23 protein-coding genes and 1 pseudogene are annotated in these 24,109 nt (G+C 67.6%); 16 read left to right on the top strand and 8 right to left on the bottom strand.

The annotated features are described in order from the left end of the window. Positions 1 to 16 precede the first annotated feature (16 nt). Entirely contained in the window at positions 17 to 385 is a 369-nt protein-coding gene (locus G6N59_RS25500) for a HesB/IscA family protein (protein WP_138229710.1), read from the top strand. A gap of 22 nt (positions 386 to 407) precedes the next feature. Here G6N59_RS25500 and G6N59_RS25505 read toward each other — a convergent pair whose 3' ends face one another. Next, complete coding sequence (locus tag G6N59_RS25505) at positions 408 to 1,064, bottom strand: Rv0361 family membrane protein (RefSeq protein WP_138229711.1); 657 nt, start codon at positions 1,062 to 1,064, stop codon at positions 408 to 410. Positions 1,065 to 1,138: 74 nt separating this feature from the next. Here G6N59_RS25505 and G6N59_RS25510 point away from each other — a divergent pair, with 74 nt between their 5' ends. Further along, positions 1,139 to 2,107: a carbohydrate kinase family protein gene (locus G6N59_RS25510; protein ID WP_138229712.1), complete on the top strand. Its 969-nt coding sequence runs from the start codon at positions 1,139 to 1,141 to the stop codon at positions 2,105 to 2,107. A gap of 72 nt (positions 2,108 to 2,179) precedes the next feature. Here G6N59_RS25510 and asnB read toward each other — a convergent pair whose 3' ends face one another. Beyond that, on the bottom strand, positions 2,180 to 4,135 hold the full coding sequence (asnB, locus tag G6N59_RS25515) for an asparagine synthase (glutamine-hydrolyzing) (protein WP_138229713.1): 1,956 nt from the start codon (positions 4,133 to 4,135) through the stop codon (positions 2,180 to 2,182). A 138-nt stretch (positions 4,136 to 4,273) separates the two neighbouring features. On the opposite strand from asnB, the gene ctaC reads away from it, so the two are divergent. The 4 genes from ctaC to G6N59_RS25535 all read left to right on the top strand — a co-directional run bounded on the left by ctaC (position 4,274) and on the right by G6N59_RS25535 (position 7,424). After that, a complete protein-coding gene (ctaC, locus tag G6N59_RS25520; RefSeq protein WP_138229714.1) occupies positions 4,274 to 5,314 on the top strand; it encodes an aa3-type cytochrome oxidase subunit II in 1,041 nt (346 codons plus the stop codon). A gap of 10 nt (positions 5,315 to 5,324) precedes the next feature. Next, the gene (locus G6N59_RS25525) at positions 5,325 to 5,744 is read left to right on the top strand and encodes a cytochrome c oxidase subunit 4 (RefSeq protein WP_138229715.1); all 420 of its coding nucleotides are present in this window, start codon (positions 5,325 to 5,327) and stop codon (positions 5,742 to 5,744) included. 187 nt (positions 5,745 to 5,931) lie between these two features. Then, entirely contained in the window at positions 5,932 to 6,756 is an 825-nt protein-coding gene (locus tag G6N59_RS25530; RefSeq protein WP_138229716.1) for a hypothetical protein, read from the top strand. After that, complete coding sequence (locus G6N59_RS25535) at positions 6,756 to 7,424, top strand: DUF2561 family protein (protein ID WP_138229717.1); 669 nt, start codon at positions 6,756 to 6,758, stop codon at positions 7,422 to 7,424. Before G6N59_RS25530 ends, G6N59_RS25535 begins: the two co-directional genes overlap by 1 nt. Before the next feature lie 516 nt (positions 7,425 to 7,940). Here the strand turns inward: G6N59_RS25535 and qcrB are convergent. The 4 genes from qcrB to ctaE are packed head-to-tail and all read right to left on the bottom strand — an operon-like array spanning position 7,941 to position 12,194. Beyond that, positions 7,941 to 9,578, bottom strand: coding sequence for a cytochrome bc1 complex cytochrome b subunit (gene qcrB, locus G6N59_RS25540; RefSeq protein ID WP_138229718.1), 1,638 nt, complete (start codon positions 9,576 to 9,578; stop codon positions 7,941 to 7,943). Then, positions 9,575 to 10,738 carry a cytochrome bc1 complex Rieske iron-sulfur subunit gene (gene qcrA / locus G6N59_RS25545; RefSeq protein WP_138229719.1) on the bottom strand — a complete coding sequence of 388 codons (1,164 nt, stop codon included), beginning with the start codon at positions 10,736 to 10,738 and terminating at the stop codon, positions 9,575 to 9,577. The genes qcrB and qcrA overlap by 4 nt, the downstream gene beginning before the upstream one ends. Next, a complete protein-coding gene (qcrC, locus tag G6N59_RS25550; protein WP_138229720.1) occupies positions 10,735 to 11,547 on the bottom strand; it encodes a cytochrome bc1 complex diheme cytochrome c subunit in 813 nt (270 codons plus the stop codon). The genes qcrA and qcrC overlap by 4 nt, the downstream gene beginning before the upstream one ends. 35 nt (positions 11,548 to 11,582) lie before the next feature. After that, positions 11,583 to 12,194, bottom strand: a complete 612-nt coding sequence (gene ctaE, locus G6N59_RS25555; RefSeq protein WP_138229721.1) for an aa3-type cytochrome oxidase subunit III — start codon at positions 12,192 to 12,194, stop codon at positions 11,583 to 11,585. 69 nt (positions 12,195 to 12,263) lie between these two features. Between ctaE and trpD the strand changes: the two genes are divergently transcribed. Further along, entirely contained in the window at positions 12,264 to 13,355 is a 1,092-nt protein-coding gene (trpD, locus tag G6N59_RS25560) for an anthranilate phosphoribosyltransferase (protein ID WP_234884157.1), read from the top strand. On the opposite strand, the pseudogene G6N59_RS25565 reads toward trpD, so the two are convergent. Beyond that, positions 13,293 to 15,182 (bottom strand): annotated as a pseudogene (locus G6N59_RS25565) (DEDD exonuclease domain-containing protein); the annotation flags it as partial. The gene trpD and the pseudogene G6N59_RS25565 overlap by 63 nt on opposite strands. Before the next feature lie 84 nt (positions 15,183 to 15,266). Between G6N59_RS25565 and G6N59_RS25570 the strand changes: the two are divergent. The 4 genes from G6N59_RS25570 (at position 15,267) to G6N59_RS25585 (ending at position 18,820) form a co-directional block, all read left to right on the top strand. Next, entirely contained in the window at positions 15,267 to 15,518 is a 252-nt protein-coding gene (locus G6N59_RS25570) for a hypothetical protein (protein ID WP_138229723.1), read from the top strand. Positions 15,519 to 15,671: 153 nt separating this feature from the next. After that, positions 15,672 to 16,838, top strand: a complete 1,167-nt coding sequence (ripC, locus tag G6N59_RS25575) for a peptidoglycan hydrolase RipC (protein WP_163912132.1) — start codon at positions 15,672 to 15,674, stop codon at positions 16,836 to 16,838. A 62-nt stretch (positions 16,839 to 16,900) separates the two neighbouring features. After that, on the top strand, positions 16,901 to 17,635 hold the full coding sequence (locus tag G6N59_RS25580) for a peptidase (protein ID WP_234884158.1): 735 nt from the start codon (positions 16,901 to 16,903) through the stop codon (positions 17,633 to 17,635). A gap of 18 nt (positions 17,636 to 17,653) precedes the next feature. Beyond that, a complete protein-coding gene (locus tag G6N59_RS25585) occupies positions 17,654 to 18,820 on the top strand; it encodes a glycosyltransferase family 4 protein (RefSeq protein ID WP_138229724.1) in 1,167 nt (388 codons plus the stop codon). Here the strand turns inward: G6N59_RS25585 and G6N59_RS25590 are convergent, their stop codons facing one another. Next, entirely contained in the window at positions 18,821 to 20,608 is a 1,788-nt protein-coding gene (locus G6N59_RS25590; RefSeq protein WP_138229725.1) for an AMP-dependent synthetase/ligase, read from the bottom strand. Positions 20,609 to 20,727: 119 nt separating this feature from the next. Here G6N59_RS25590 and G6N59_RS25595 point away from each other — a divergent pair, with 119 nt between their 5' ends. From G6N59_RS25595 to G6N59_RS25615, 5 genes are all read left to right on the top strand, one after another. Further along, positions 20,728 to 21,117, top strand: a complete 390-nt coding sequence (locus G6N59_RS25595) for a polyketide cyclase / dehydrase and lipid transport (RefSeq protein ID WP_138229752.1) — start codon at positions 20,728 to 20,730, stop codon at positions 21,115 to 21,117. A gap of 105 nt (positions 21,118 to 21,222) precedes the next feature. After that, entirely contained in the window at positions 21,223 to 21,660 is a 438-nt protein-coding gene (locus G6N59_RS25600; protein WP_138229726.1) for an SRPBCC family protein, read from the top strand. Next, the gene (locus G6N59_RS25605; protein WP_138229727.1) at positions 21,653 to 22,906 is read left to right on the top strand and encodes an ArsA family ATPase; all 1,254 of its coding nucleotides are present in this window, start codon (positions 21,653 to 21,655) and stop codon (positions 22,904 to 22,906) included. Before G6N59_RS25600 ends, G6N59_RS25605 begins: the two co-directional genes overlap by 8 nt. Further along, entirely contained in the window at positions 22,903 to 23,313 is a 411-nt protein-coding gene (locus tag G6N59_RS25610) for a hypothetical protein (RefSeq protein ID WP_138229728.1), read from the top strand. Before G6N59_RS25605 ends, G6N59_RS25610 begins: the two co-directional genes overlap by 4 nt. Positions 23,314 to 23,399: 86 nt before the next feature. Next, positions 23,400 to 24,101: a lysophospholipid acyltransferase family protein gene (locus G6N59_RS25615; protein WP_138229729.1), complete on the top strand. Its 702-nt coding sequence runs from the start codon at positions 23,400 to 23,402 to the stop codon at positions 24,099 to 24,101. Positions 24,102 to 24,109: the final 8 nt, after the last annotated feature.

The raw sequence follows: 24,109 nt of genomic DNA on the forward strand, positions 1-24,109 counted from the left end.
GCACCAGGGAGAAGCAATGACTGTTGAGGACGCGACCAGCACCGGTACCTCGACCGAGACTCACGGCGTGATTCTGTCGGACGCGGCGGCCACCAAGGCCAAAGCTCTGCTGGATCAGGAAGGCCGGGACGACCTCGCGCTGCGTATCGCTGTGCAACCGGGCGGCTGCGCCGGCCTGCGTTACAACCTGTTCTTCGATGACCGCACCCTCGACGGTGACCTCACGACCAACGTCGGCGGCGTCAACCTCACCGTTGACCGCATGAGTGCCCCGTACGTCCAGGGCGCCGTCATCGACTTCGTCGACACCATCGAGAAGCAGGGCTTCACCATCGACAACCCGAACGCCACCGGCTCCTGCGCCTGCGGCGATTCGTTCAACTGACCCAGCCGGTCCGGCGGGTCTCCTACAGGGAGTCCGCCGGGCGCGGCAGGTACGAGCACACCAGGGTCTCGCGCGGCTGGACGAGCAGCTGAGCTACCGCCTGGAACTCGGTGTTGTTCGCAGCGGGCTTCGTCCCCGGGCCGCGCGACAGCCGGCCTGATGGCGCCACCTTCATGGTGAACAGCACCTGCGCCTGATTCGGTGACAGCATCACGATCTTGTCGATCGACGTCACATCTGCCTGGCCGAACTGCTTACGGAACGCATCACTGGCCAGATTCGCCACGGTGTAATCGGTGGCGTGGTCCTTGACGCCGTCATACAAGCCACACAGCGCGTGCCGCGCCACAGTCTGCTTGTCCTGCTGCAACAGCGCGTTCAGATAGCCCTGGATCGCGGACTTGGCAGAGGCATCGGTCAGGCCTCGATCGCTCGTGCTGTGGACCGCGAAGATGATGCCGCCGATGACGGCGACAACCGCAACGACAGCGCCGATGACCAGCAGGACTCGCTTGGTGTTGTTGCCGCCGCCCGATGGATACGACACCGCCGGCGGAAGCGTCGTCGGGTAGGCCGGAGCAGGGCCGGCGGAGGGTGCACCGTAGGGGGCACCGTAGGTGGAGTTCCCCGGACCCGGCTGCGGGGGGATCGATTCCGGGTACGGATATGCGCCGTCCATGTTGACCACAGGCTAGCGCACCCCGGCTGACGTCCCGGTCCGGCTACTCCGGGTGCGCTGGGTAAGCTCGCCGAATGACCATTGCCGTGACCGGATCGATCGCGACCGACCATTTGATGCGCTTCCCCGGCCGATTCGCCGAGCAGTTGCTGGCCGAACACCTGCAGAAGGTGTCTCTGAGCTTCCTGGTCGACGACCTGGTGGTGCACCGCGGCGGCGTCGCCGGCAACATCGCTTACGCCATCGGCATCCTGGGCGGCAGCCCGACGCTGGTCGGTGCGGTGGGCAAGGACTTCGACGACTACCGCGGCTGGCTGACGTCTCACGGCGTCGACTGCTCGCAGGTGCTGGTGTCCGACTCCGCCTACACCGCACGTTTCGTTTGCACCACCGATGAGGACATGGCGCAGCTGGCGTCGTTCTATCCCGGTGCGATGTCCGAGGCGCGCAACATCAAGCTGGCTGATCTTGTTGCCGCGCAGGGCGAGCCGGAACTCGTGATCATCGGCGCCAACGATCCCGAGGCCATGTTCCTGCACACCGAGGAATGCCGGAAGCTGGGTCTGGCGTTCGCCGCCGACCCCAGCCAGCAGCTGGCCCGGCTGTCCGGCGAGGAGATCCGTCGCCTCATCGACGGCGCCGCCTACCTGTTCACCAACGACTACGAGTGGGACCTGCTGCTGCAGAAGTCCGGCTGGTCCGAGGCCGAGGTGATGAGCCAGATCGAGCTGCGCGTCACGACGCTGGGGGAGAAGGGCGTCGACATCGTCGGCGACGGTTCGTTCATCCACGTCGACGTGGTGCCCGAGAACGAGAAGGTCGACCCGACCGGTATCGGTGACGCCTTCCGCGCCGGCTTCCTCACCGGCCGCGGCGCCGGCCTGAGCCTGGAGCGGGCCGCTCAGCTGGCCTCGCTCGTCGCCACGCTCGTGCTCGAGGCACCGGGTCCGCAGGAATGGACCTGGGACAAGACCACTGCGCTGCCGCGGCTTGCGGCCGCGTTCGGGGCCGAGGCCGCCGACGAGATCACCGCCGCGATCTAACCGCGAGCGGGTGGGAAACGACCGGAGTCAGCTCGATCTCGCGGTCATTTCCCGCACTGCCGGCGTCAGCGATCAGAGCTCGACGGGGTAGACGGGCTCGCTGATCTGCGGCGTGACGCTGCCCTCGATGAAGATGGCATGCCACAACATGAAGATCAGCACCGTCCACAGCCGGCGGCTGTGATCGTTGACGCCATTGCGGTGGTCTTCGAGCATCTGGCGCACCGCGTCGAGGTTGATCAGGTGCCCGGCCTGCGACGCGTTGACCGTCGCGTAGGCCCACTCCAGCAGCTCGCCGGAGCGCAGCCAGTGCCGGATCGGCACCGGGAAGCCCAGCTTCGCGCGGTGCAGCACATGGGCGGGCACGATGGGTTCCAGCGCGCGGCGCAATGCGTATTTGGTCGTGGTCCGGGTGATCTTCTGGTCGTAGGGCAGCTTGGACGCGACCGCGAACACCTCGGGATCCAGGAACGGCACGCGCAGTTCCAGGGAGTTGGCCATGGTCATCTTGTCGGCTTTGACCAGGATGTCGCCGCGCAGCCAGGTGAACAGGTCCAGGTGCTGCATGCGCGCGACCGGATCCCAGCCGGCGGACTCGGCGTAGATCGGCGCCGTCACATCGGTGTGGGTCCACTCCGGGTTGAACTGCGCCAGGGTCGCCTGCAGCTGCTCGTCGGAGAAGCTGCGGGCGTTGCCGTAGTAGCGCTCCTCGAGCGTCAGCGACCCGCGGTGCAGCAGGCTCTTGCCCCGCACGCCATCCGGCAGGGACTTGGACGCCTTGCCCAGGCCCCGTCGCAGCCCGCGGGGGACGCGATCAAACGCCTTGAGCGACAACGGTTCCCGATAGATGGTGTAGCCGCCGAACAGTTCGTCGGCGCCCTCGCCGGACAGCACGACCTTGACGTGCTTGCGGGCTTCGCGGGCGATGAAGAACAGCGGCACCAGCGCCGGGTCCGCCACCGGCTCGTCCAGGTACCAAACGATCTCCGGCAGCGCGTCGACGAACTCGGCCTGGCTGACCACCTTGGTCACGTGCCGCGCCCCGATGGCCTCGGCGGAGGCGACGGCCACGTCGACCTCCGAAAAGCCTTCGCGCTCGAAGCCGGTGGTGAACGTGATCAGCTTGGGGTTGTGGCGCATCGCCAGTGCGGCGATGGCGGTGGAGTCGATGCCGCCGGACAGGAACGCGCCCACGGTGACGTCGGCCCGCATGTGCTTGGCGACCGAGTCCTCAAGCACCGCGGTGATCTCGTCGTACCGGGCCTGCTCCTGCCCTGCGACAAACGGCACCGCGGCGAACTTCGGCTTGAAGTACCGCGTCACCTCCGGCTGCTGGCCCGGCCGGATGCGGGCGTAGCTGCCCGACTCCAGTCGGCGGATACCGACCTGCAGCGTCTCGGGCTCGGGCACGTACTGCAGCACGGTGTAGTGCTGGACGGCACGTTCGTCGATGCTCAGATCGATGCCGGCGCCGGCCGCCAGGTCGAGAATGCACTTCTTCTCGCTGCCCACGATGGTGCCGCCGGGTCCCGTCGCCAGATACAGCGGCTTGATGCCGAACGGGTCACGGGCGCAGAACAACTCGCGGGTCTCGGAATCCCACAGCGCGAAGGCGAACATCCCGCGCAGGCGGCTCAGGGCAGCGGTGCCCCAGTAGTGGTACGCGGCGACGATCGCCTCGCTGTCGCCTTCGGTGGCGAACTCGGCACCGAACTCAGTACGTAGCTCGTCCCGCAACTCCAGGTAGTTGTAGATCTCGCCGTTGAACACCAGCGCGTAGCGGTTCGGCGCCTCGGGCGGACCCCAGCGCAGCGGCTGATGGCTGTGCGCGATGTCGATGATGGAGAGCCGGTTGAAGCCGAATACGACGGTGTGATGACCGTCTGACGGATCGCTGTCGTCGGCCCAGGCACCCGACTCGTCCGGACCCCGATGACGCATCGGATGCGTGGCATCCGATACCGCGCTCACGAGGTCAGTGGAATGGTCGGCAACAGGGTCGGCCAGGTAGGCCAGCAGTCCGCACACGGCGCCAGTATGCCTGTTCAGGCAGGTGAACTCAGAACCGGCGCTGCCGATTGGCCGGTCGCTTCGCTCGGCACCCTGGGCGTGGTCTACGCTGCGTAGTATTCGACCGGCTTGACCGACCTCTAGGAGGGCCTCAACGTGACCGCTCGCGGGCTCCGTTTGGTGGCGTTGTCCGCCATTCTCGGCGCGTCGACGCTGCTGCTCAGCGGATGCAGCTGGCAGGAAGTCTTCGGCCTGGGTTGGCCGACCGGCATCACCCCAGAAGCTCACGCGAACCGTGACCTCTGGGTGTGGTCGGTCATCGCCTCGTTCGTGGTCGGCGCCATCGTGTGGGCGCTGATCTTCTGGGCGATGGCGTTCCACCGCAAGAAGAAGACCGACACCGAGTTGCCCCGCCAGTTCGGCTACAACATGCCGCTGGAACTGGTGCTGACCGTGGTGCCGTTCCTCATCATCTCGGTGCTCTTCTACTTCACCGTCGTGGTGCAGGAGAAGATGATGGACCACAGCAAGCCCGCTGAGGTCACCATTGATGTCACCGCGTTCCAGTGGAACTGGAAGTTCGGCTACCAGAAGGTCGCCTTCAAGGACAACACCTTCTCCTACGACGGCGCCGACGCCGCCCGCAAGGAAGCCATGACGTCCAAGCCCGAGGGCAAGGACGAGCACGGCGAGGAGAAGGTCGGCCCGATCCGCGGCATCAACCCCGAGGACCGCAGCTACCTGAACTTCGACAAGGTCGAGACCATCGGCTCCAGCACCGAGATTCCGGTCCTGGTCCTGCCGAAGGGCAAGCGCATCGAGTTCCAGATCGCCTCGGCCGACGTCATCCACGGTTTCTGGGTGCCGGAGTTCCTGTTCAAGCGGGACGTCATCCCGAACCCCGAGGCCAACCACTCGGACAACATCTTCCAGGTCAGTGAGATCGAGAAGACCGGTCCGTTCGTCGGCCGCTGCACCGAGATGTGCGGCACGTACCACTCGATGATGAACTTCGAGGTGCGCGTGGTGGAGCCTGACCAGTTCAAGGCTTACCTGCAGTACCGCATCGATCACCCGAAGGCGACCAACGCCGACGCGCTGGTGTCGATCGGTCTGCCCCCGGTGGCCCAGACGACCCATCCGTTCGACTCTCGCCGTGGCGAGCAGGCCGGCTCGCCGGCTCAGGCGAGCAAGTAGGGGATACGAAATGCATATCGAAGCCCGGCTTTTCGAGATTCTGACTGCCTTCTTCGCCCTGGCGACCGTCGGCTACGGCGTACTGACCGCGCTGTACGCCAACGGTGGCATCGAGTGGGCCGGCACCACCGCGCTGGTGCTGACCACGGGTCTGTCGCTGATCATCGGCACGTTCTTCCGGTTCGTGGCACGTCGCCTCGACACCCGGCCTGAGGACTACGAAGACGCCGAAATCTCCGACGGCGCCGGCGAGCTGGGCTTCTTCAGCCCGCACAGCTGGTGGCCGCTGCTGATCGCGCTGTCGGCGTCGACCACCGCGGTCGGTATCGCCCTGTGGCTGCCCTGGCTGATCGTCGCCGGCGTGTGCTTCGTACTGGCCACCGTCGCCGGCCTGGTGTTCGAGTACTACACAGGTCCCGAGAAGCACTGACACCTACGGCCCCTGTGACCTGATCGCTCTGCGGTCAGGTCACAACCGTATGTCAGATGGCCCTCTGGCGCCGTCTGATACGGCCATGCCGGGCCCATGTTGGGTAATGTCTGCCGAAGCGCTGGAATGTCGCGGCTGCGGCCTTCCTCAGCTGCAGCGACACAGTGGTCGAGAGGGATAGGCGTACGTGAGCGGGTCACATTCCCCGGGCTCTGATGATGCGGCCCAGGAGCCATCGGGCGTCGGTGAAAGCACCGGCGAAACCGACATCTATTCGCAGGCCTACTCTGCGCCCGAATCCGAGCACTTCTCCATTGCGCCGTATGTGCCGCCGGAGCCAGCGCTCTACGACTACGACAGCTATGAAGCCAAGCCAGACACCAGCGACGCCCCGCCGCCGCGGTGGCCGTGGGTCGTCGGTGTCGTGGCGATCATCGCCGCGATCTCGCTGGTGGCGTCCGTCGCCATCCTGGTGACCCGCAATACCAGCTCGGAGAACGTCGCAACGCCCTCGACGAGCACCACGTCGGCACCTCCGTTCCAGGACGAGTTCACCACCACGACGCCGCCGCCCCCGCCCCCGACGACCGAGGCGCCGCCGCCACCGCCGCCACCCCCGCCGCCTCCGTCGACGGTGACGGTGACCCAGCCGCCGCCGACGTCGGAAGAACCGCCGCCGCCCCCGCCGCCCAGCACCCCTGCGGCCGCGCCGCCGGCGACCACGTCTGCGCCGCCGACCGGACCGCGGTATGTCACGTACCGGATTTGGGGCACGAAGGCGCCGCTGGACCGCATTTCGGTGACATACACGGACGCGGCCGGACGCCAGCGCACCCAGCAGAACGTCTATATCCCGTGGATGATCACGTTGACACCCATCTCGATGTCCGATGTGGGTTCGGTCCAAGCCTCCAGCCTGCTGCGGCTGAGCCACCTGAACTGTTCGATTGTGACCAGTGACGGCCAGACCCTGGCCTCCCAGACAAACGATGATTGGCAGACGAGCTGTTAATGCCGTACAACGCTGAGACTTCAACCCGGTCGCGAGTGACCGGCGGCAGCCCCGATCTGTTGGACCGTCTTCTGCTCGGTGGCTGTGTGGCCCTGTGGCTGGCGGCCCTGGGCGCCGGGGTAGCGGCTGCTGTCACGCTCGTGGATCTGGGTACCCGGCACCCGTCGGGTACGTCGTCGTCGCACACGCCGTGGCTGCTGTACTCCATCATCGGGGTGTCCGCTGCGGTGATCATCGGTGCCATCCCGCTGTTGTTGCGGGCTCGTCGCGGTGGGGCTGCGCCGCTGCCGCTGCTCGGGGGCGGGCCCGCCCCCGACGACCGCAGCTCGGCCGGCGAAACGCCGCAGAGCGCGCTCCGCTCCTTCGACGATCCGGTGGTGCGGCGCTATTCGGCATCGCCGGCGACCAGCCTGGTGGGCTTTCCGATAGCGGCGGTGGACCAGCTGTGGCTGCGTTGCACACTCGGCATCGCCGCCGCCATGGGCGGCGCGACGCTGTTCGTCTTCCTGGGCGCGTACATGCTGGCCGACCGCCACGTCGACCTGGCCTGGATGCTGTACGGCCTGGCCGTTTTCATCACCGCGGCCATGGTCGCCATTCCCTGGTACTGCCTGCGGGGTCTGCACGCGGTGCTCGATGGCTGGGCGGAGAACGCCCGCGCCGCATAGCGGCCGGCTGCCACCTGCCGTGGCTGTCGAAATCGACGAAGCAGTCGCGGAAAACGACCCTGGGACAGCCGCTTTCGTCAATCGCGGTGCTGAGGTGCCAGCCGAACTGACTTGCCATCCTGGACGTCGCGTCGAAGTGACGCCCGAAACCGCTGCCACGCTCAGGTCGTACCGCGAGACGGTTGTGCCGCTCGCGCGACGAGGTCCTGGCATGGCAGCCACGCGCATGACGAAGGCCGCTCTCTTCTGTCCCTGCAGGTGATCACGCCCGGCAGAGGGCCGCATTCACCGAGAGCAAGCCTGCCATCGGATCGGCGCGACTGGTCGTCGCCTGGCCCGCAACATCCGCTTGGCCGACGTCGTGGCCCCGCGGTGGTCGACTCAGTTGTTGGCCGGCAGGCACCGCGCGACGCGCGGGTGCGACCTGTATGCCGCCGGGCGGGGTAGGGGAGCGGTCCTCGAAAACGACTTCGGCCCGGTCTGGTGGAAACCAGACCGGGCCGAAGTCGTTTGCAACTAGTGGTGACCGCCCGAGCCGTTGGGCGAAATCTCGTCCTGGTACTCCTTGATCGCCGTGAGCGCCTTGTGCTCGGCGGCATGTTCGGCGTCGGCGAGGGCGGCCTGCTCGGCAGCCGAGTCGGCGAACAGGAAGCTGCCGGTGCCGGGGGAGCCGGCCGATCCGAGCTTGTTCATGCGCTTGGGCAGTGCAGCACCCTGGTACTCGAGCGGCAGCGGGTGGCCGTGGTCGTCGACCGGGCCGAGCGGCTGGTGCAGCTCGACGTACGCGCCGTGCGGCAGCCGCTTGATGATGCCGGTCTCGATACCGTGCTCGAGGACGGCGCGGTCGCTGCGCTGCAGGCCCACACACCAGCGGTAGGTGAGGTAGTAGACCACTGCGGGCAGGACCACCATGCCGATACGGCCGATCCAGGTGGTCGCGTTCAGGGAGATGTCGAACTTGAGCGCGATGATGTCGTTCATCGCGGCCAGGGTCAGCACCATGTAGAACGCGATGGCCATGGCCCCGATGGCGGTGCGCACAGGCACGTCACGCGGACGCTGCAGCAGGTTGTGGTGCGCGTCGTCGCCGGTGAACTTCTTCTCCAGGAACGGCCACGCGATCAGCAGGCCGAACACCAGACCCATGATCACCGCAACACCCATGACGGCCGGGATGGTGTGGCCGAAGGGGTAGAACTCCCAGGCCGGCCAGATACGGGCGAGGCCTTCGGTCCACATCATGTAGAAGTCGGGCTGGCTACCGGCAGACACCTGCGACGGCTTGTAGGGGCCGAGCTCCCAGATCGGGTTGATCTGCAGCAGACCGCCCATGATGCCCAGGATGCCGGTGACCAAGGCGAAGAACGCGCCGCCCTTCATCGCGAACACCGGCATGACGCGCACGCCGACGACGTTCTTCTCGGTACGGCCGGGGCCGGGGAACTGGGTGTGCTTCTGGAACCACACCAGCGCCAGGTGGGCGCCGATCAGTGCCAGGATGACGCCCGGGATCAGCAGGATGTGCAGGGCGTACATGCGCGGAATGATGATGTGGCCCGGGAAGTCGCCGCCGAACAGTGCCCAGTGCATCCAGGTACCGATGACCGGGATACCGAGGGTGATCGACGACAGCGCGGCGCGCAGACCGATGCCGGACAGCAGGTCGTCGGGCAGCGAGTAGCCGAAGTAGCCCTCGAACATGGCCAGGATCAGCAGCAGCGAGCCGATCATCCAGTTGGCCTCGCGCGGCCGGCGGAACGCACCGGTGAAGAAGATGCGCGCCAGGTGCACCATGATCGACGCGGCGAACATCAGAGCGGCCCAGTGGTGAATCTGGCGGACGAACAGGCCGCCGCGGACCTCGAAGGAGATCTCCAGGGCCGATTCGTAGGCCCGCGACATCTGTACACCGCGCAGCGGCTGGTAGACGCCGTGGTAGACGACCTCGGTCATCGACGGATCGAAGAACAAGGTCAGGTACACGCCGGTGAGCAGTAGCACGATGAAGCTGTACAGCGCGATCTCACCGAGCATGAAGGACCAGTGCGTCGGGAAGACCTTGTTCAGCTGGCGGCGCACCGCGGCAGACGGGTGGTACCGCGAGTCGATCGCATCGCCTTGTGCGGCAGCGATGTCAGCGAGCTTGGAACTCATGATTTGCGCTCCCAGAATGCCGGTCCGACAGGTTCGATGAAGTCGCCGTTGGCGACCAGGTAGCCCTCTTTGTCAATCGTGATCGGCAGCTGCGCCAGGGCTCGGGCGGCCGGACCGAAGATCGGCCGCGCGAAGTGCAGCGCGTCGAACTGCGACTGATGGCAGGGGCACAGAATGCGGTAGGTCTGCTGCTCGTACAGCGACGAGGGGCAGCCCAGGTGCGAGCACACCTTGGTGTACGCGAAGAAGTCACCGAAGTTGAAGCTCTCCTGGCCCTGGCGCTTGACCACGCGAGACAGGTCCTCGGGCTTGATGCGGATGAGCATCACCGGGTTACGCACACCGAGAGCGATCTCTGACAGTTTGTCGTGCGACTCGAGGGTGGTGCCGTCGCCGTCGGACTCGCGCCACGGGAACACCGTCTCCATGCCGCCCGCGTCGAGGTCCTCGGGACGCATCTTCACGAAGGGGGACTCACCCGGCAGTCCGGTCGCCCGGGCCAGGAAGATGGTCTCGCCGTGGAAACGGGGGGTCCAGCCGGACGTCCACAGGACGGCCTTCTTGCCCTCGGCGGTCGGCACGACCGGCTTCCACGGGTTCTTGATCAGACCGCCGATGAAAGCGACCGCGGTGCCCAGGCCGAACGCACCCAGGCCGACGCCGAGCGACAGGCCGATCAGCTTGCGGCGCTTGAGGGTCGAGCCTTCGAGCGCATCGGTCAGGTTGGCCGCGACGGTGGCGCGGTGGACCTCGGGGGAGGCGCCGTCGTGGCGGTCCTGGATCGAGATCTCCTCGGGGATGAACTTCTTCTGGAAGAGCACCGCGCCGATGCCGATCGCCAGGATCGACAGACCGAAGGTCAGGCCGTACAGCGGGGTGGCTAGCGAGTAGATGAACTCGCCGTCGGACTCGAACGGCTTGTACTCCCAGGGCCAGAACAGGAACACCAGCAGCAGGGCCAGGCCCGAGAGGCCACCGAGCAGCAGCCAGGCCGCGACCTGACGCTCGGCACGCTTCTCTGCCTTGGTGCCCTCGACGGGCCAGCGCGGTTCCTTGAAGACGGTCGTGACGCCGTCGATCTTTCCGCCCAGTTCGACGAGCTCTTCGCGCGACATCTCGCGCAGTTCCGCGTCACTGGGAATGTTCACGTTCTCGCTCATGCGCGAGCTCCGATCCACATAGCCGCGCCGATCACGGCGACCATCCCGATAATCCACATCGCCATGCCCTCGGGCGCGGGGCCGAAGCCGCCGAGGCCGTAGCCACCCTGGCTGCGGGCGTTAGCCGACTCATGGACGTAGGCGACGATGTCGCGCTTCTCTTCCGGGGTCAGCTGACGATCCGAGAACTTGGGCATGTTCTGCGGGCCGGTGAGCATGGCGGTGTACACCTGCGCCGGCACTTCGGCAGCCTTGCCGAGGTCAGGCGCGTACTTGCCCGACGACAGTGCGCCACCCTTGCCGGTGAAGTTGTGGCAAGAAGCGCAGTTCAGGCGGAACAGGTCGCCACCACGGGCGACGTTCTCACCGAGGAACGAGTGCTGGTTGATCTTGCCGTTGGCGTCACGGGGGACCTCGGGGCCACCGCCGTTGGCCTGGATGTAGGCACCGAGGGCGTCGATCTGGTGCTCGTCGAACGCCGGGTCCTTACGGGGCGCCTGAGCCTCACCGCGCATGGCGGGCATGCGGCCGGTGGACACCTGGAAGTAGACGGCCGCGTCGCCCACGCCGATGAGGCTCGGGCCGCGGTCGGCCACACCCTGGAGGTTGGCGCCGTGGCAGGAGACGCACGACGTTTCGAACAACTGCTTGCCCGTGCGCAGCAGGGCCAGCTGCGACTCGTCGGCGACAGCGACCTGGGGTCGCGGCGTCAGGGTGGCCGCCAGGCCACCCGCGACTAGAAGTCCGAGCAGCAGCAGCATCGCTGCTGAGAGGCGCCGGTGTAACCGACGACGGGACTTGCTGGTCATCGAACCCCTTCTCATAGGACGCATCGGCGAGCCGATCATCGAACGAAGTAGATGGTGGCGAACAGGGCGATCCACACGATGTCGACGAAGTGCCAGTAGTACGACACAACGATGGCAGCGGTGGCCTGGGCCGGGGTGAACTTGCTCATCTTGGTGCGGGCCAGCAGGTAGATGAATGCCACCAGACCGCCGATGACGTGCAGACCGTGGAAACCGGTGGCCAGGTAGAACACCGAACCGTAGGCGCTGCTCGGAATCGTGGTGCCCTCGCTGACGAGCATGTAGTACTCGAACGCCTGGCCGCCGACGAAGAACGCGCCCATGATCAGCGTGATGACGTACCACCGGCGGAGGCCGAAGACGTCACCGCGCTCAGCGGCGAACACGCCCATCTGGCAGGTGAACGACGACGCGATCAGCACCAACGTCACCGGAACGGCCTCGGCCAGGTTCAGGTGCGTGGGGGGAGGCGGCCATACGCCGCCGGCCTGAGCACGCGCGGTGAAATACATTGCGAACAGCCCAGCAAAGAACATCAACTCACTGGAAAGCCACACAATGGTGCCGACACTGACCATATTCGGCCGGTTCAGCGAATGCACCCGCGACGTGATCGCGGTTCCAGAGGTACCTACAGCGCTCGTCACAGCGGTAAGTATGACGCTTTGTAGTTGTTGAACTCCACCCGGGTGCCGACATTGGCCATAATCGGGTTTGTGCCAACCACCCATCCTCATCAGGAACCGACCGCCGACGGGCCGCTGTGGCCCCAGATCCTGGGCCGGCTGACCACCGGACAGAACCTTGCCGTGGGTCAGGCGGGGTGGGCAATGGACCAGGTCATGACCGGTACCGCGACCCCGGCGCAGATCGCTGCCTTCGCCATCGCGATGAAGATGAAGCGACCGACCTCCGCGGAGGTGTCCGAACTCGCCGATGTGATGTTGCGACACGCCCGAAAAGTGCCCGCCGACGCGCTCGCCGCAATCGGTACCGATGTGGTCGACATCGTGGGGACGGGCGGGGACGGCTCCAACACCGTCAATCTGTCCACGATGGCGTCGATCGTCGTCGCCGCGTGCGGGGTGCCGGTGATCAAGCACGGGAACCGCGCGGCGTCGTCGTTGTCCGGCGGCGCCGACACCCTCGAGGCCCTGGGCGTCCGGATCGATCTGTCGCCCGGTGACGTCGCCCGCTCGGTTGCCGAGGTCGGCATCGGGTTCGCCTTCGCCCCGCAGTTCCATCAGTCCTACCGGCACGCCTCTGCCGTGCGGCGGGAGATCGGGGTGCCGACGGTCTTCAATCTCCTTGGGCCGCTCACCAATCCGGCGATGCCGCGGGCCGGCCTGATCGGCTGCGCCTGGGCGGAACTGGCCGAGGTGATGGCCGGTGTGTTCGCCGCGCGCGGCTCCAGCGTCCTGGTGGTGCACGGCGACGACGGGCTCGACGAGCTGACCACCACGACGACGAGCACCATCTGGCGGGTGCAGGCCGGCACCGTTGACCGGCTGACGCTGGACCCGGCGGCGTTCGGCTTCGCCCGCGCCGACCTGAGTGAGCTGACGGGCGGCGACGCCGCGGCCAACGCGGAGGCGGTGCGTGCGGTGTTGGCGGGCCAGGCCGGACCGGTCCGGGATGCCGTGGTGCTCAACGCCGCGGGGGCCATGGTGGCTCATGCCGGGCTATCCAGCGACGCCCAGTGGGTACCGGCGTGGGAGCGGGGTCTGGCCCGGGCCACCGAGGCGATCGATTCGGGTGCGGCCGAGCAGCTCCTCGCGCGGTGGGCTCGGTTCACCCAGAAGGTCTGAACGTTCGGTCTGCTGCGCCGCCGCCCGGGCCGACCTGGCGGTGGCGGCCCACTCCGCCCACCGGCCGGCCGCGGTGATCGGCAGGCAGTAGCCGGCCCCCGATCCGGTGCCGATATCGGTGCGGACGATCCGCACGCCGGGGGCGGCCAGCCAGCGCACGATCAGCGCCACCTCTTCGACGGGCGCCCCGCCCAGGGGCCGCTCGGATGTCAGGATCACCTGTGCCGCAGCGGATATCGCGTCGACGACGGGCATCGGCGGCACCCGCCGCGGTGCGTTGCCGGCGGCCGCCAACTGGCCGTACCGGACCACGACGAGGTGCCAGCCACCGGCGCCGTCGGGCCGGGCGGCGACCAGTTCCGGTAGCGCGGTCAGCGCCCGCAGGCGTTGCCCGCGCCACAGCCCGTCGATGACGGTTGCGGCGTGGTCCCGCAGCCGAGCCGCGGTCTCGAAGCGCCCCTCGGCGGCCAGGTTGTCGATGTGGCTCAGCGCCGTGGTGAGTACGGAATCGTCAACGCCGGCAATGTTTCTCGCGGCCCTCCCGGTGAACTCGGCATAGGCGGCCGCGCTGATACCGCGCGGCGCCGGGCACGGCGAGAGCTCACGCTCGGGGCATTGCGGCCCATGCTGGGCTGCGCGGGCCAGCCGCGTCGTGCACGTCCGCACGCCGGTGAAGCGGGCCAGCAGCAGGGCGGCGTCGACGGCCTCGGCATGGGCCCGGAACGGGCCGACGGCACGATCGAAATCGTGTCGTCGCACCGCCGTATCTGATTGTGGTGCCCGCACCACGGCGAACCGGGGGAACGCCTCGTCGGTGAGCACCACCCACCACCATTTGTGCGGAGCTTTGGAGCGCCGGTTGTAGGGCGGTGCGTGCGCGGCGAGCAGCCGCAGTTCGCGAACCCCGGCTTCCAGCTCGTGGGCACACTCCACGTGATCGACCCGGATGGCCAGGGACGCCATCTCTTTCATCCGGGCGCGCGGGTCGGCGCCGGTGAAGTACTGCCGGACGCGGCGGCGCAGATCGACCGCAGTGCCGACGTAGAGCACCTCCTCGGACGGCCCGCGGAACAGATACACGCCGGGGGAGTGCGGCAGCGCGTCGGCGAGCTTGCGGTTGCGGCGCTGCGCGCGGGTTACATCGGGGAGGTAGCCGCGCAGCTCGGCCAGCGTGTGCACGCCCTGATTGCCGATGCGCTCCAGCAGCCCGTGTAGTACGTCGACGGTGGCCCGGGCGTCGTCGAGCGCCCGGTGAGTGGGCGTGGTGGTGGCGCGGAACAGCCGGGCCAGCTCCGACAGCCGGACGCTGGGGGCCTCGTCGCGCGTCAGTACCCGCCGGGCCAGCTTGACCGTGCACAGCACCGGTGGGTTGGGCCATGGCAGCTGCGCCCGCTCGGCCGCGGCCCGCAGGAAGCCGATGTCGAACCCCGCGTTGTGGGCGACCAGCACGGCGCCGCGACAGAACTCCAGAAACGCGGGCAGCACCGATTCGATACGCGGGGCGTCGCACACCATGGCCGTGGTGATCCCGGTCAGCTGGACGATTTGGGGCGGGATGGCGCGACCCGGGTCGATCAGGGTGGCCAGTTCGCCGATGATCTCGCCGCCGCGCACTTTGACCGCACCGATCTCGGTGATGGCGTCCCAGCCGCCGCCGGTGTCGCCCGCCCGGGCCCGGCCGCCGGTGGTCTCCAGGTCGACCACCACGAACGTGGTGTCACGCAGCAACGCCTCATCGAGATCGAAAGCCAGCTGATCGGTGGCGCTGCCGGAGCCCATGACGTGACAGTAGGGGCCGGCACCGACAAGAAATCCCATTGATGTCATTCCGTTATCGGGTAGCTGATCACCCGCGCTTTTTTGTCGGTGGACGTCGCTAGCGTGCGCCTCAACCGACGAGAGGAACCAGAGATGAAGTTCGACAACGGGCCGGTGAAGATCGACTGCGACGACTGCGCGGTGCGTGGTCCCGGCTGCGGTGACTGCGTGGTCAGTGTTTTGCTGGGCGTGCCTGAGACGTTGATGGACGACGAGCGTCGCGCGCTGGAGGTGCTGGCCGACGCCGGCCTGGCGCCGCGGCTTCGGCTGGTGCCGATCGGGCGGCCGAAGGGCGGGTTCGGCACTCAAGACGAGCCAAAGTCAAGCGCTACGGGCGTAGCGTGACGACCCTCACATTGTGATGCTGGTTAACGGGATCGGGGGGTCGGCTGATAGATTGGCCATTCCCGTTGGACAACGCCGATGCCGTTTCGTAACCTATTCGAGACCTCACTGAGTTCGAAGCGGCTCGAACCCGCAGTTGAAGGACGCGAAATCTTGAGTCTTCACCGCACACACCGCACCATATGCGGTCTTAAACGACCAGTAGCCGGTGCGATCGCGGGGCTCACCATACTCGGCAGTGTATTCGCGAGCAACGTCCTGGCCGATCCGGCGGACGACGCCGTAGCAAAGCTCAACGAGTTGTCTCGCCAGGCGGAACAGACCACTGAGGCCATGCACTCCGCGCAGCTGGATCTGGACAAGAAGCTGGCTGCCGCGAAGGCCGCCGACACCAAGCATGAGGCCGCCGCGGCGGCTGCGGAAGCGGCCAAGAACGACCTGGCTACCTATCAGACGTCTGTCGACCAGATTGCTGCAGCGCAGTACATGGGCGGCCGGACCGACGGCATCGACGCCATCCTGACCGCGGATTCTCCGCAGGGACTGATCGACCAGCTCTCGGTCCAGCGCGTGATGGCCAGTGAGATTTCCGCGCAGATGGCCAACTTCCACAGCGCCTCCGACTCGGCCACCAAGGCCGAGGCCGATTCGGCCAAGTCGGCGTCCGATGCCAAGACCGCCGCCGAGCAGGCCGCCGCGGTGCGTGCCGATCTGCAGTCCAAGCAAAGCAAGCTGCAGGTGCAGATCGCCATCGTCAAGTCCCGCTACAGCGCGCTGACGCCGAGTCAGCGCGAGGCCTTGGCGGCGTTGCCGCCGGCTCCCGCCGCCGCCCCGCCGGCCCCGCTCCCGGACGGCGTGCCGCCGGCTCCTGACGCTGTGCCCCCGGCCCCCGGGCAGGATCCGTCCATCAACGCCGCGGGCCCCAACCCGCCGGTCGACGGGCTACCCGTGCCCTCGGACAATGTCGGCGGCACCGCTGCCGGCCAGATTGCGGTGCAGGCCGCACTGACCCGCATCGGTGATCCCTACTCGTGGGGCGCGGCCGGTCCCGGCGCGTTCGACTGCTCGGGTCTGGTGATGTGGGCGTTCCAGCAGGCCGGCATCTCGCTGCCGCACTCGAGCTACGCGCAGGCGGCCGGCGGACAGCCGGTGTCGCGTGACCAGATGCAGCCCGGTGACGTGGTGAGTTATTACTCCGATGCCTCGCACGTGGGTATCTACATCGGCGACGGCATGATGGTTCACGCCTCGACATTCGGTGTGCCCGTGCGGGTGGCGCCGGTCGACAACGCGCCGATCTACAACGTGCGTCGCTACTGAGCCTGTCCCGCCGCATAGTCCTCGGCCTGCTGGCCGCGGAGGCGGCTGCCGGTGTCTTCGTCTTGAGCCGCGGGCGTTCGGCTGAGGTCCCGAGTGCTCCGAGGCAGCCCGAGTCACCGCCGCCGTCTGCACCGACCACTATTCGGCTGGCTGACGGCCGGACGGTCGAACTGCTGGTCCTGGACCCCGGCTCGACGCTCCCGCGCCGCATCACCGGTGAACTCGACGGCGCGGCCGGCGCAATCACCGCTTTCTGGGGCGACGACTGGCGTCGCCAGATCACCATCGTGACCACCGGCACCGACGACGAATTCCGGGCACTGGCCGGTGGCCGTGAAGAGTTCGCCGCGGCCACCACCGTCGACCGCATCGTGTTCGCTCCCGGCGCCGCCGCGATGGGCCCTGGCGCACTGCGAATCGTGTTGCGGCATGAGCTTTTCCACTACGCGTCCCGTCCCGTCACGGCCGCCGACGCGCCCTGGTGCCTCACCGAGGGCGTCGCGGACTACGTGAGCCGCCCGCGCACCCCGCGACCCGCGCCCGCCGATATGGCGGTCCTGCCCAGCAACGCCGACTTCCAGGTCACCGGACCGGCGTTGTCGTTGGCCTATGACCGCGCCTGGTGGTTCGCCCGGTTCGTCGGCGCCCAGTTCGGCGATCCGGTCCTGCGTCGGTTGTATCTGACCGCGTGCGGCATCGGGCACCCCGACCTCGACACCGCGCTGGTCGACACCCTCGGCCTCGGACGCGACGCGACGACCGCTGCGTGGCAGCGGTGGCTCGCGGCCCGGGGCTGACGCGATAGCCTGACCGCGATGTCTTCCCCGTCGCTTCGCTCGCCCAGGACGTCCCGGGTTCTGCTGCTGACCAACGATTTTCCGCCACGCCGCGGCGGCATCCAGTCGTATCTGGAAAACCTCGTGGGCGAATTGCTCGGCCGCGGGTCACACGAGCTGACGGTCTACGCGCCGAAATGGAAGGGCGCCGCGGAGTACGACCGGGCCGCGGCAGCCGCCGGATACGAGGTGGTCCGTCATCCGACGACGCTGATGGTGCCCGAACCGACAGTCGCGCTGCGGATGCGCCGACTCATCGCCGAGCACGATATCGACACCGTGTGGTTCGGCGCGGCGGCGCCGCTGGCGCTGCTGGCGCCGCTGGCGCGCGATGCCGGAGCGAGCCGGGTGGTGGCCAGTACGCACGGTCACGAGGTGGGTTGGTCGATGCTGCCCGTCGCGCGAAACGCGTTGCGCCACATCGGGAACAACACCGACGTGGTGACGTTCGTCAGCTACTACACACGCAACCGGTTCGCCGCGGCATTCGGGCCGAACGCGGCACTGGAATACCTGTCGCCGGGGGTGGACGTGAACCGCTTCGTCCCCGACGAAGTGGCCCGGGCCGAGCTGCGGGCGCGCTATGGGCTGGGCCGGCGGCCGGTCATCGTGTGCTTGTCGCGCCTGGTGCCGCGCAAGGGGCAGGACATGCTGATCCGGGCACTGCCCACGATTCGGCAGCGGATCGACGGTGCCGCGCTGGTGATCGTCGGCAACGGGCCCTACCGCGACGATCTGCAGAAGCTGGCACAGCGCTACGACGTCTCCGACCATGTGGTGTTCACCGGCGGCGTGCCCGGCGACGAACTACCGGCGCACCACGCGATGGCCGACGTCTTCGCCATGCCGTGTCGCACGCGGGGGAACGGGCTCGACGTCGAGGGACTGGGCATCGTCTTCCTCGAGGCGTCGGCCTGTGGGGTGCCGGTGGTCGCCGGTAACTCCGGTGGCGCGCCGGAAACCGTCGTGGCAGGCAAGACCGGCCACGTGGTCGACGGCCGCGACGTGGCCGCGATCGCCGCGGCTGTCGTCGACATCCTGGCCGACCCCGACCGTGCCGCCGCGATGGGTGCCGCCGGCCGTCAGTTCGTCGTCGACAACTGGCAGTGGAAGCTCAAGGGCGAGCGGCTCGCGGAGCTTCTGTAGCTAGCTGTACAGCGCCGCGATCTCGGCCGCGAACTTTTCGGCGACGACCTTGCGCTTGACCTTGAGCGTCGGCGTCAGCTCACCGGTGTCCTCGGTGAAATCGACCGGCAGGATCTGGAACTTCCGGATGGCCTCGGCCTTGGAGACGGTCTGGTTGGCGTCGTCGACGGCCTTCTGGATCTCGGCGACCAGCGCCGGGTCCGCGGCCAGGTCACCGACCGACGCGCCGGTGTCCTTGCCGTTGCGCTGCTTCCAGCCCTCGAACGCTTCGGGGTCGATGGTGATCAGGGCAGCGATGAACGGCTCCTGATCGCCCACGCACATGGCCTGGCTGATCAACGGGTGCGCGCGCATGACGTCTTCCAGCGGGGCCGGGGCGACGTTCTTGCCGCCGGCGGTCACGATGATCTCCTTCTTGCGCCCGACGATCGACAGGTAACCGTCGTCATCGATGGCGCCGAGGTCACCGGTGTGGAACCACCCGTCGGTGAAGGCCTCATCGGTTGCGGTCGGGTTGTTCCAGTAGCCGCTGAACACGACGCCACCCGACAGCATCAACTCGCCGTCGGCGGCGATGCGCATGCTGTTGCCGGGCACCAGCTTGCCCACGGTGCCGACCTTCAACTCGCCGATCCGGTTGACCGTGATGGCCGCGCTGCTCTCGGTCAGGCCATAGCCCTCGTAGATGGTGACGCCGACGCCGCGGTAGAAGTGGCCGAGGCGGGCGCCGAGCGGGGCGCCGCCGGAGATGGCACCGACGCAGTTGCCGCCGAGGGCGGCTCTCAGCTTGCCGTACACCAGTTTGTCGAACACCGTGTGCTTGAGGGCCAGGAGCAGCCCGGGGCCGCCGGTATCTTGCGCCTTACTCCACTCGATGGCGGTATCGGCGGCGATCTGGAAGATCTTGCCCTTGCCGTCGTTGCGGGCGTTCTGCTCGGCGGTGTTGTAGACCTTCTCGAACACGCGGGGCACCGACACCACCAGAGTCGGTTTGAACACCCCGAGGATCGGCACCAGGTTCTTGATGTCGCTGGTGAAGCCGAGCGTCACCTGGTTGCTGAAACCGGCCACCGCGACGGCGCGGGCCAGCACGTGCGCCAGCGGCAGGAACACCAGCAGCTTCTGGCCCTTGGCCAGCAGGTCGGGGAAGCAGGCCTTGACGCCCCGCAGCTCGGAAAGCAGATTGGCGTGGGTCAGCTGGCAGCCCTTGGGACGGCCGGTGGTGCCGGAGGTGTAGATCAGGGTGGCCGGGTCGCTCGACTTGATGGCGGCCAGGCGGGCGTCCAGCTCGGCGCGGTCCACGCCGGCGCCGGCAGCGGCCAGCTGATCGAGCGCGCCGCCGTCGATCACCAGGACCTCGTTCAGCGCGGGCACCTCGGCGCGGATGGACTCGATCTTGGCGGCGTGGGAGTCGGCCTCGGCGAACGCCAGCACGGCGCCGGAGTCGGCCAGCACGTGCCGGATCTGATCGGCGGCGGAGGTCTCATAGATGGGTACCGTCACCGCGCCGATCGACAGGATGGCGAAGTCGATGATCGGCCACTCGTAGCGGGTCGCCGACAACAGCACCACCCGGTCGCCGGGCTTGACGCCCTTGGCGATCAGGCCGAGGGCGGTGGCCCGCACCTGGGCCGCGACGTCGGCGCTGGTCACGTCGGTCCAGGTGTCTCCGACCAGGCGCTGGATGGCTACGTGGTTGGGGTCGCCGCGCTCGAGGGAGTACACCGGGGCGACGACGTTGTCGTATTCGCCGACGGTGAACGATGCGGGAACGCTGAACTCACGCACGGTGTGGCCTTTCGGGTCAGAGCAAAGCAGTACTGGCAGCAGTGCCGCGACAGCAATGCCGTGCACAGCGTAGTCGGGTGCTTCGTCACACTGCGGAGGCGTATGTGAAGCTGGTGGGGATGAACAGCATCCAGATCGCCGACGAGACCTTCGTGTGCGCCGACCCCGCCGCTGTCGGTGCCGCCGTGGCGAACCCGAGCAGCTGGCGGCGATGGTGGCCGGACCTCACGCTGACGGTCATCGAAGACCGCGGTCCGGCGGGCCAGCGGTGGACGGTCACCGGCGCGCTGACCGGGACCATGGAGGTCTGGCTGGAGGCCGTCATGGACGGTGTGGTGCTGCATTACTTCCTGCACGCCGAGCCGACGGGTGTGACGGGCGCGGCGCTGGCGGAGCTGAACCTGGCGGAGCTCAACCATCGGCGCCGGGTGGCCGGTAAGGACATGGCTTTCGAGATCAAGAACGATCTCGAGCGGACCCGCCCGGTGGGCGTGTCCCGGTTGGCCTGAGGCCCGCATCGCCCCGCCAGGGCTGGGCGCTGGCGGTACATTGGGAGCTCGGCAGACGGGCGTCCGACGCCTGTGCCGGCATCGTTAACTCGGGGAAGTGGACACGTGGCGGACAAGACTGCGCAGACCATCTACATCGACGCCGACCCGGCGACTGTGATGGACGTTATCGCCGACATCGGCTCATATCCCGACTGGGTTGCCGAGTACCCGGAGACCGAGGTCCTCGACATCTACCCCGACGGGAACCCCAAGACGGCCCGCATGGTCCTCGACGCCACGGTGCTCAAGGACACCATGGTGTTCACCTACCAGTGGCCCGCCGACCGCGAGTCGGTGAGCTGGTCCCTGGTATCCAGCACTCTGCTGAGGGCCCTCGAAGGCACATACCGATTGTCGCCCAAGGGTTCTGGCACCGAGGTGACATATGAACTGTCGGTCGATCTGGTGATTCCGATGATCGGATTGCTCAAGCGCAAGGCCGAGCGGCGGCTGACCGACACGGCGCTCAAGGATCTGAAGAAGCGAGTCGAGTCTGAGTGAGGCGGACCCTGCTGGGCGTGCCAGGATCAGTCTGTTCGTCGGTAAGGGTGGAGTAGGGAAATCGACGGTGGCCACGGCCACCGCGGTACGTGATGCCCGGGCCGGGCAGCGCGTGCTGATCGTCTCGACGGACCAGGCGCATTCCACCGGTGACGTGCTCGGTGCGGACGTCCCGCCGACCGGCTTGCGAGTGCCTACGCAGGTGCCCGTCGACGACGGCGCCGGCGTCGTCGTCGACGCCCTGGCGCTCGACACCCTCGCGCTGCTGGAGGCGCGGTGGCGTGAGGTGGCTGCGGTGCTGGTCGCGCGTTTCCCGGAATCCGACGTGGGAGATGTTGCACCGGAAGAACTTTCGGCACTGCCGGGAATCCAGGAGGTGCTGGGGCTGCACGAGGTTGCAGAGTTGGCGGCATCGGGTGACTGGGACCACGTGATCGTCGACTGTGCTTCGACCGCCGACGCGATGCGGATGTTGACGCTGCCCGGGGCATTCGCGCTGTACCTGGAGAAGGCCTGGCCACGGCACCGGCGGCTGTCGGTAGGTCTGGCCGACGCGAAGGCGATCGCCATGGGCGCGTTGGTCGAGCGGCTGGCCGCTGCCACCGAGGCGCTGGGCGAGCTGCTGGACCAGCCGGACGTCACCGCGCATCTGGTGCTCACCCCGGAACGGGTGGTGGTGGCCGAGGCGGTGCGGACGCTGGCGTCGCTCACCTTGATGGGCGTGCATGTGTCCGAGCTGATCGTGAATCAGGTTCTGATCCAAGACGATTCGTACGAGTATGTGAACCTGCCGGCACACCCGGCCTTCGACTGGTACGCCGAGCGCATCGCCGAGCAGCGCAGCATGCTCAGCGATCTGGACGCCGCCGTCGGCGATGTGCGGCTGGTGCTGGTGCCGCACCTGGCCGGTGAGCCCATCGGGCCGAAGGCGCTGGCGGAGCTGCTGGAGGCGTCACGGCTGCGCCACGGTGCCCCGCCACCCGCCCCGCCGCGCCCCATCGTCGACCGCGAATCGGGCTCAGGATTGGCCGCCGTCTACCGGCTGCGGATAGAATTGCCGCAAATCGACCCGGAGTCCCTGACTCTGGGCCGCGTCGACGATGACCTGATCATCGGCTCGGGCGGCACCCGGCGCCGGGTCCCGTTGGCATCTGTCCTACGCCGTTGCATTGTGACCGGCGCGTCATTGCGTGGCTGCGAACTGACTGTCCGTTTTCGCCCTGACCCGGAGGTGTGGCCCACGTGACGCACACCAATTTCGGGGCTGAATCCCTCGGCGACTTACCGGCGGATCTGCGGCTGCTGGCCCAGGCCCTGATCGACAAGATCGACCCCGTGGTGCGACTGTCCGTGGCCATGCTGGCCGACGGCGAGAATCCGCGTGACTGCAACCAGGTGTGGTGTCCGGTGTGCGCGCTGGTCGCGTTCGCCAACGATGAGCAGCATCCGATGCTGACGGCCATCGCCGAACACAGCACCAGTTTTCTGGACGCGGTGCGCGCCGCGCTCGCCGACCAGGGGCCTGCCGGCCCGCACCCGGAGCCGCCGACGGACCCATCCGGTCCCAGTGGCCGACACCGCCAGCCTGACGATCCGGACACTCCACCAGGTCCGGGCCGGTATCAGTCCATTCCGGTATCTGTGGAGGAATGACCAGTCCGCTGCGGGCTGTGGTCGGGCCGACAGTCGGTGGGTAAAGTTGTCGAGGGCACCGTCCGGCGCCCTCAGCGGGAGGTTCGATGTTCTTCTGGTTCTACAAGTACATCTTGATGGGCCCGTTGCTGCGCCTGCTGGGCCGTCCGAAAGTCACGGGGCTGGAATACGTTCCCGATCATGGCCCGGTCCTGCTGGCCAGTAATCACCTGGCCGTCGTCGACAGCTTCTACCTGCCGCTGGTGCTCCGCCGGCGGATCTTCTTCCTGGCCAAGGCCGAGTACTTCACCGGTACCGGCATCAAGGGCAAGCTGATCAAGTTCTTCTATTCGTCCACCGGCCAGGTCCCGATCGACCGCACCAATGCCGATTCCGCGGCCGACGCGCTGACCGCCGCGGCCAAGATCCTGGATCAGGGCAAGCTGCTCGGCATGTATCCCGAGGGCACCCGGTCTCCGGACGGAAAGCTCTACAAGGGCAAGACCGGCCTGGCCCGCATCGCGCTGGAGACCGGCATCCCCGTCATTCCCGTCGCCATGATCAACACCGATGTCGTGAACCCGCCCGGAAGCAAGATGTGGCACTTCGCCCGCGTCGAGGTCAAGTTCGGCAAGCCGATGGACTTCCGTCGCTTCGAGGGCCTGGCCGGTAACCGGTTCATCGAGCGCGCCGTGATCGACGAGGTCATGTACGAGCTGATGCGGCTGTCCGGCCAGGAGTACGTCGACCTCTACGCGGCCGACGTCAAAGAGGGCAAGACGCCGCCGCCCGCGATCAAAGCGGGTTAGTTCGTCAC

It is taken from the genome of Mycolicibacterium aubagnense (genome assembly GCF_010730955.1).
Lineage (GTDB): Bacteria > Actinomycetota > Actinomycetes > Mycobacteriales > Mycobacteriaceae > Mycobacterium > Mycobacterium aubagnense.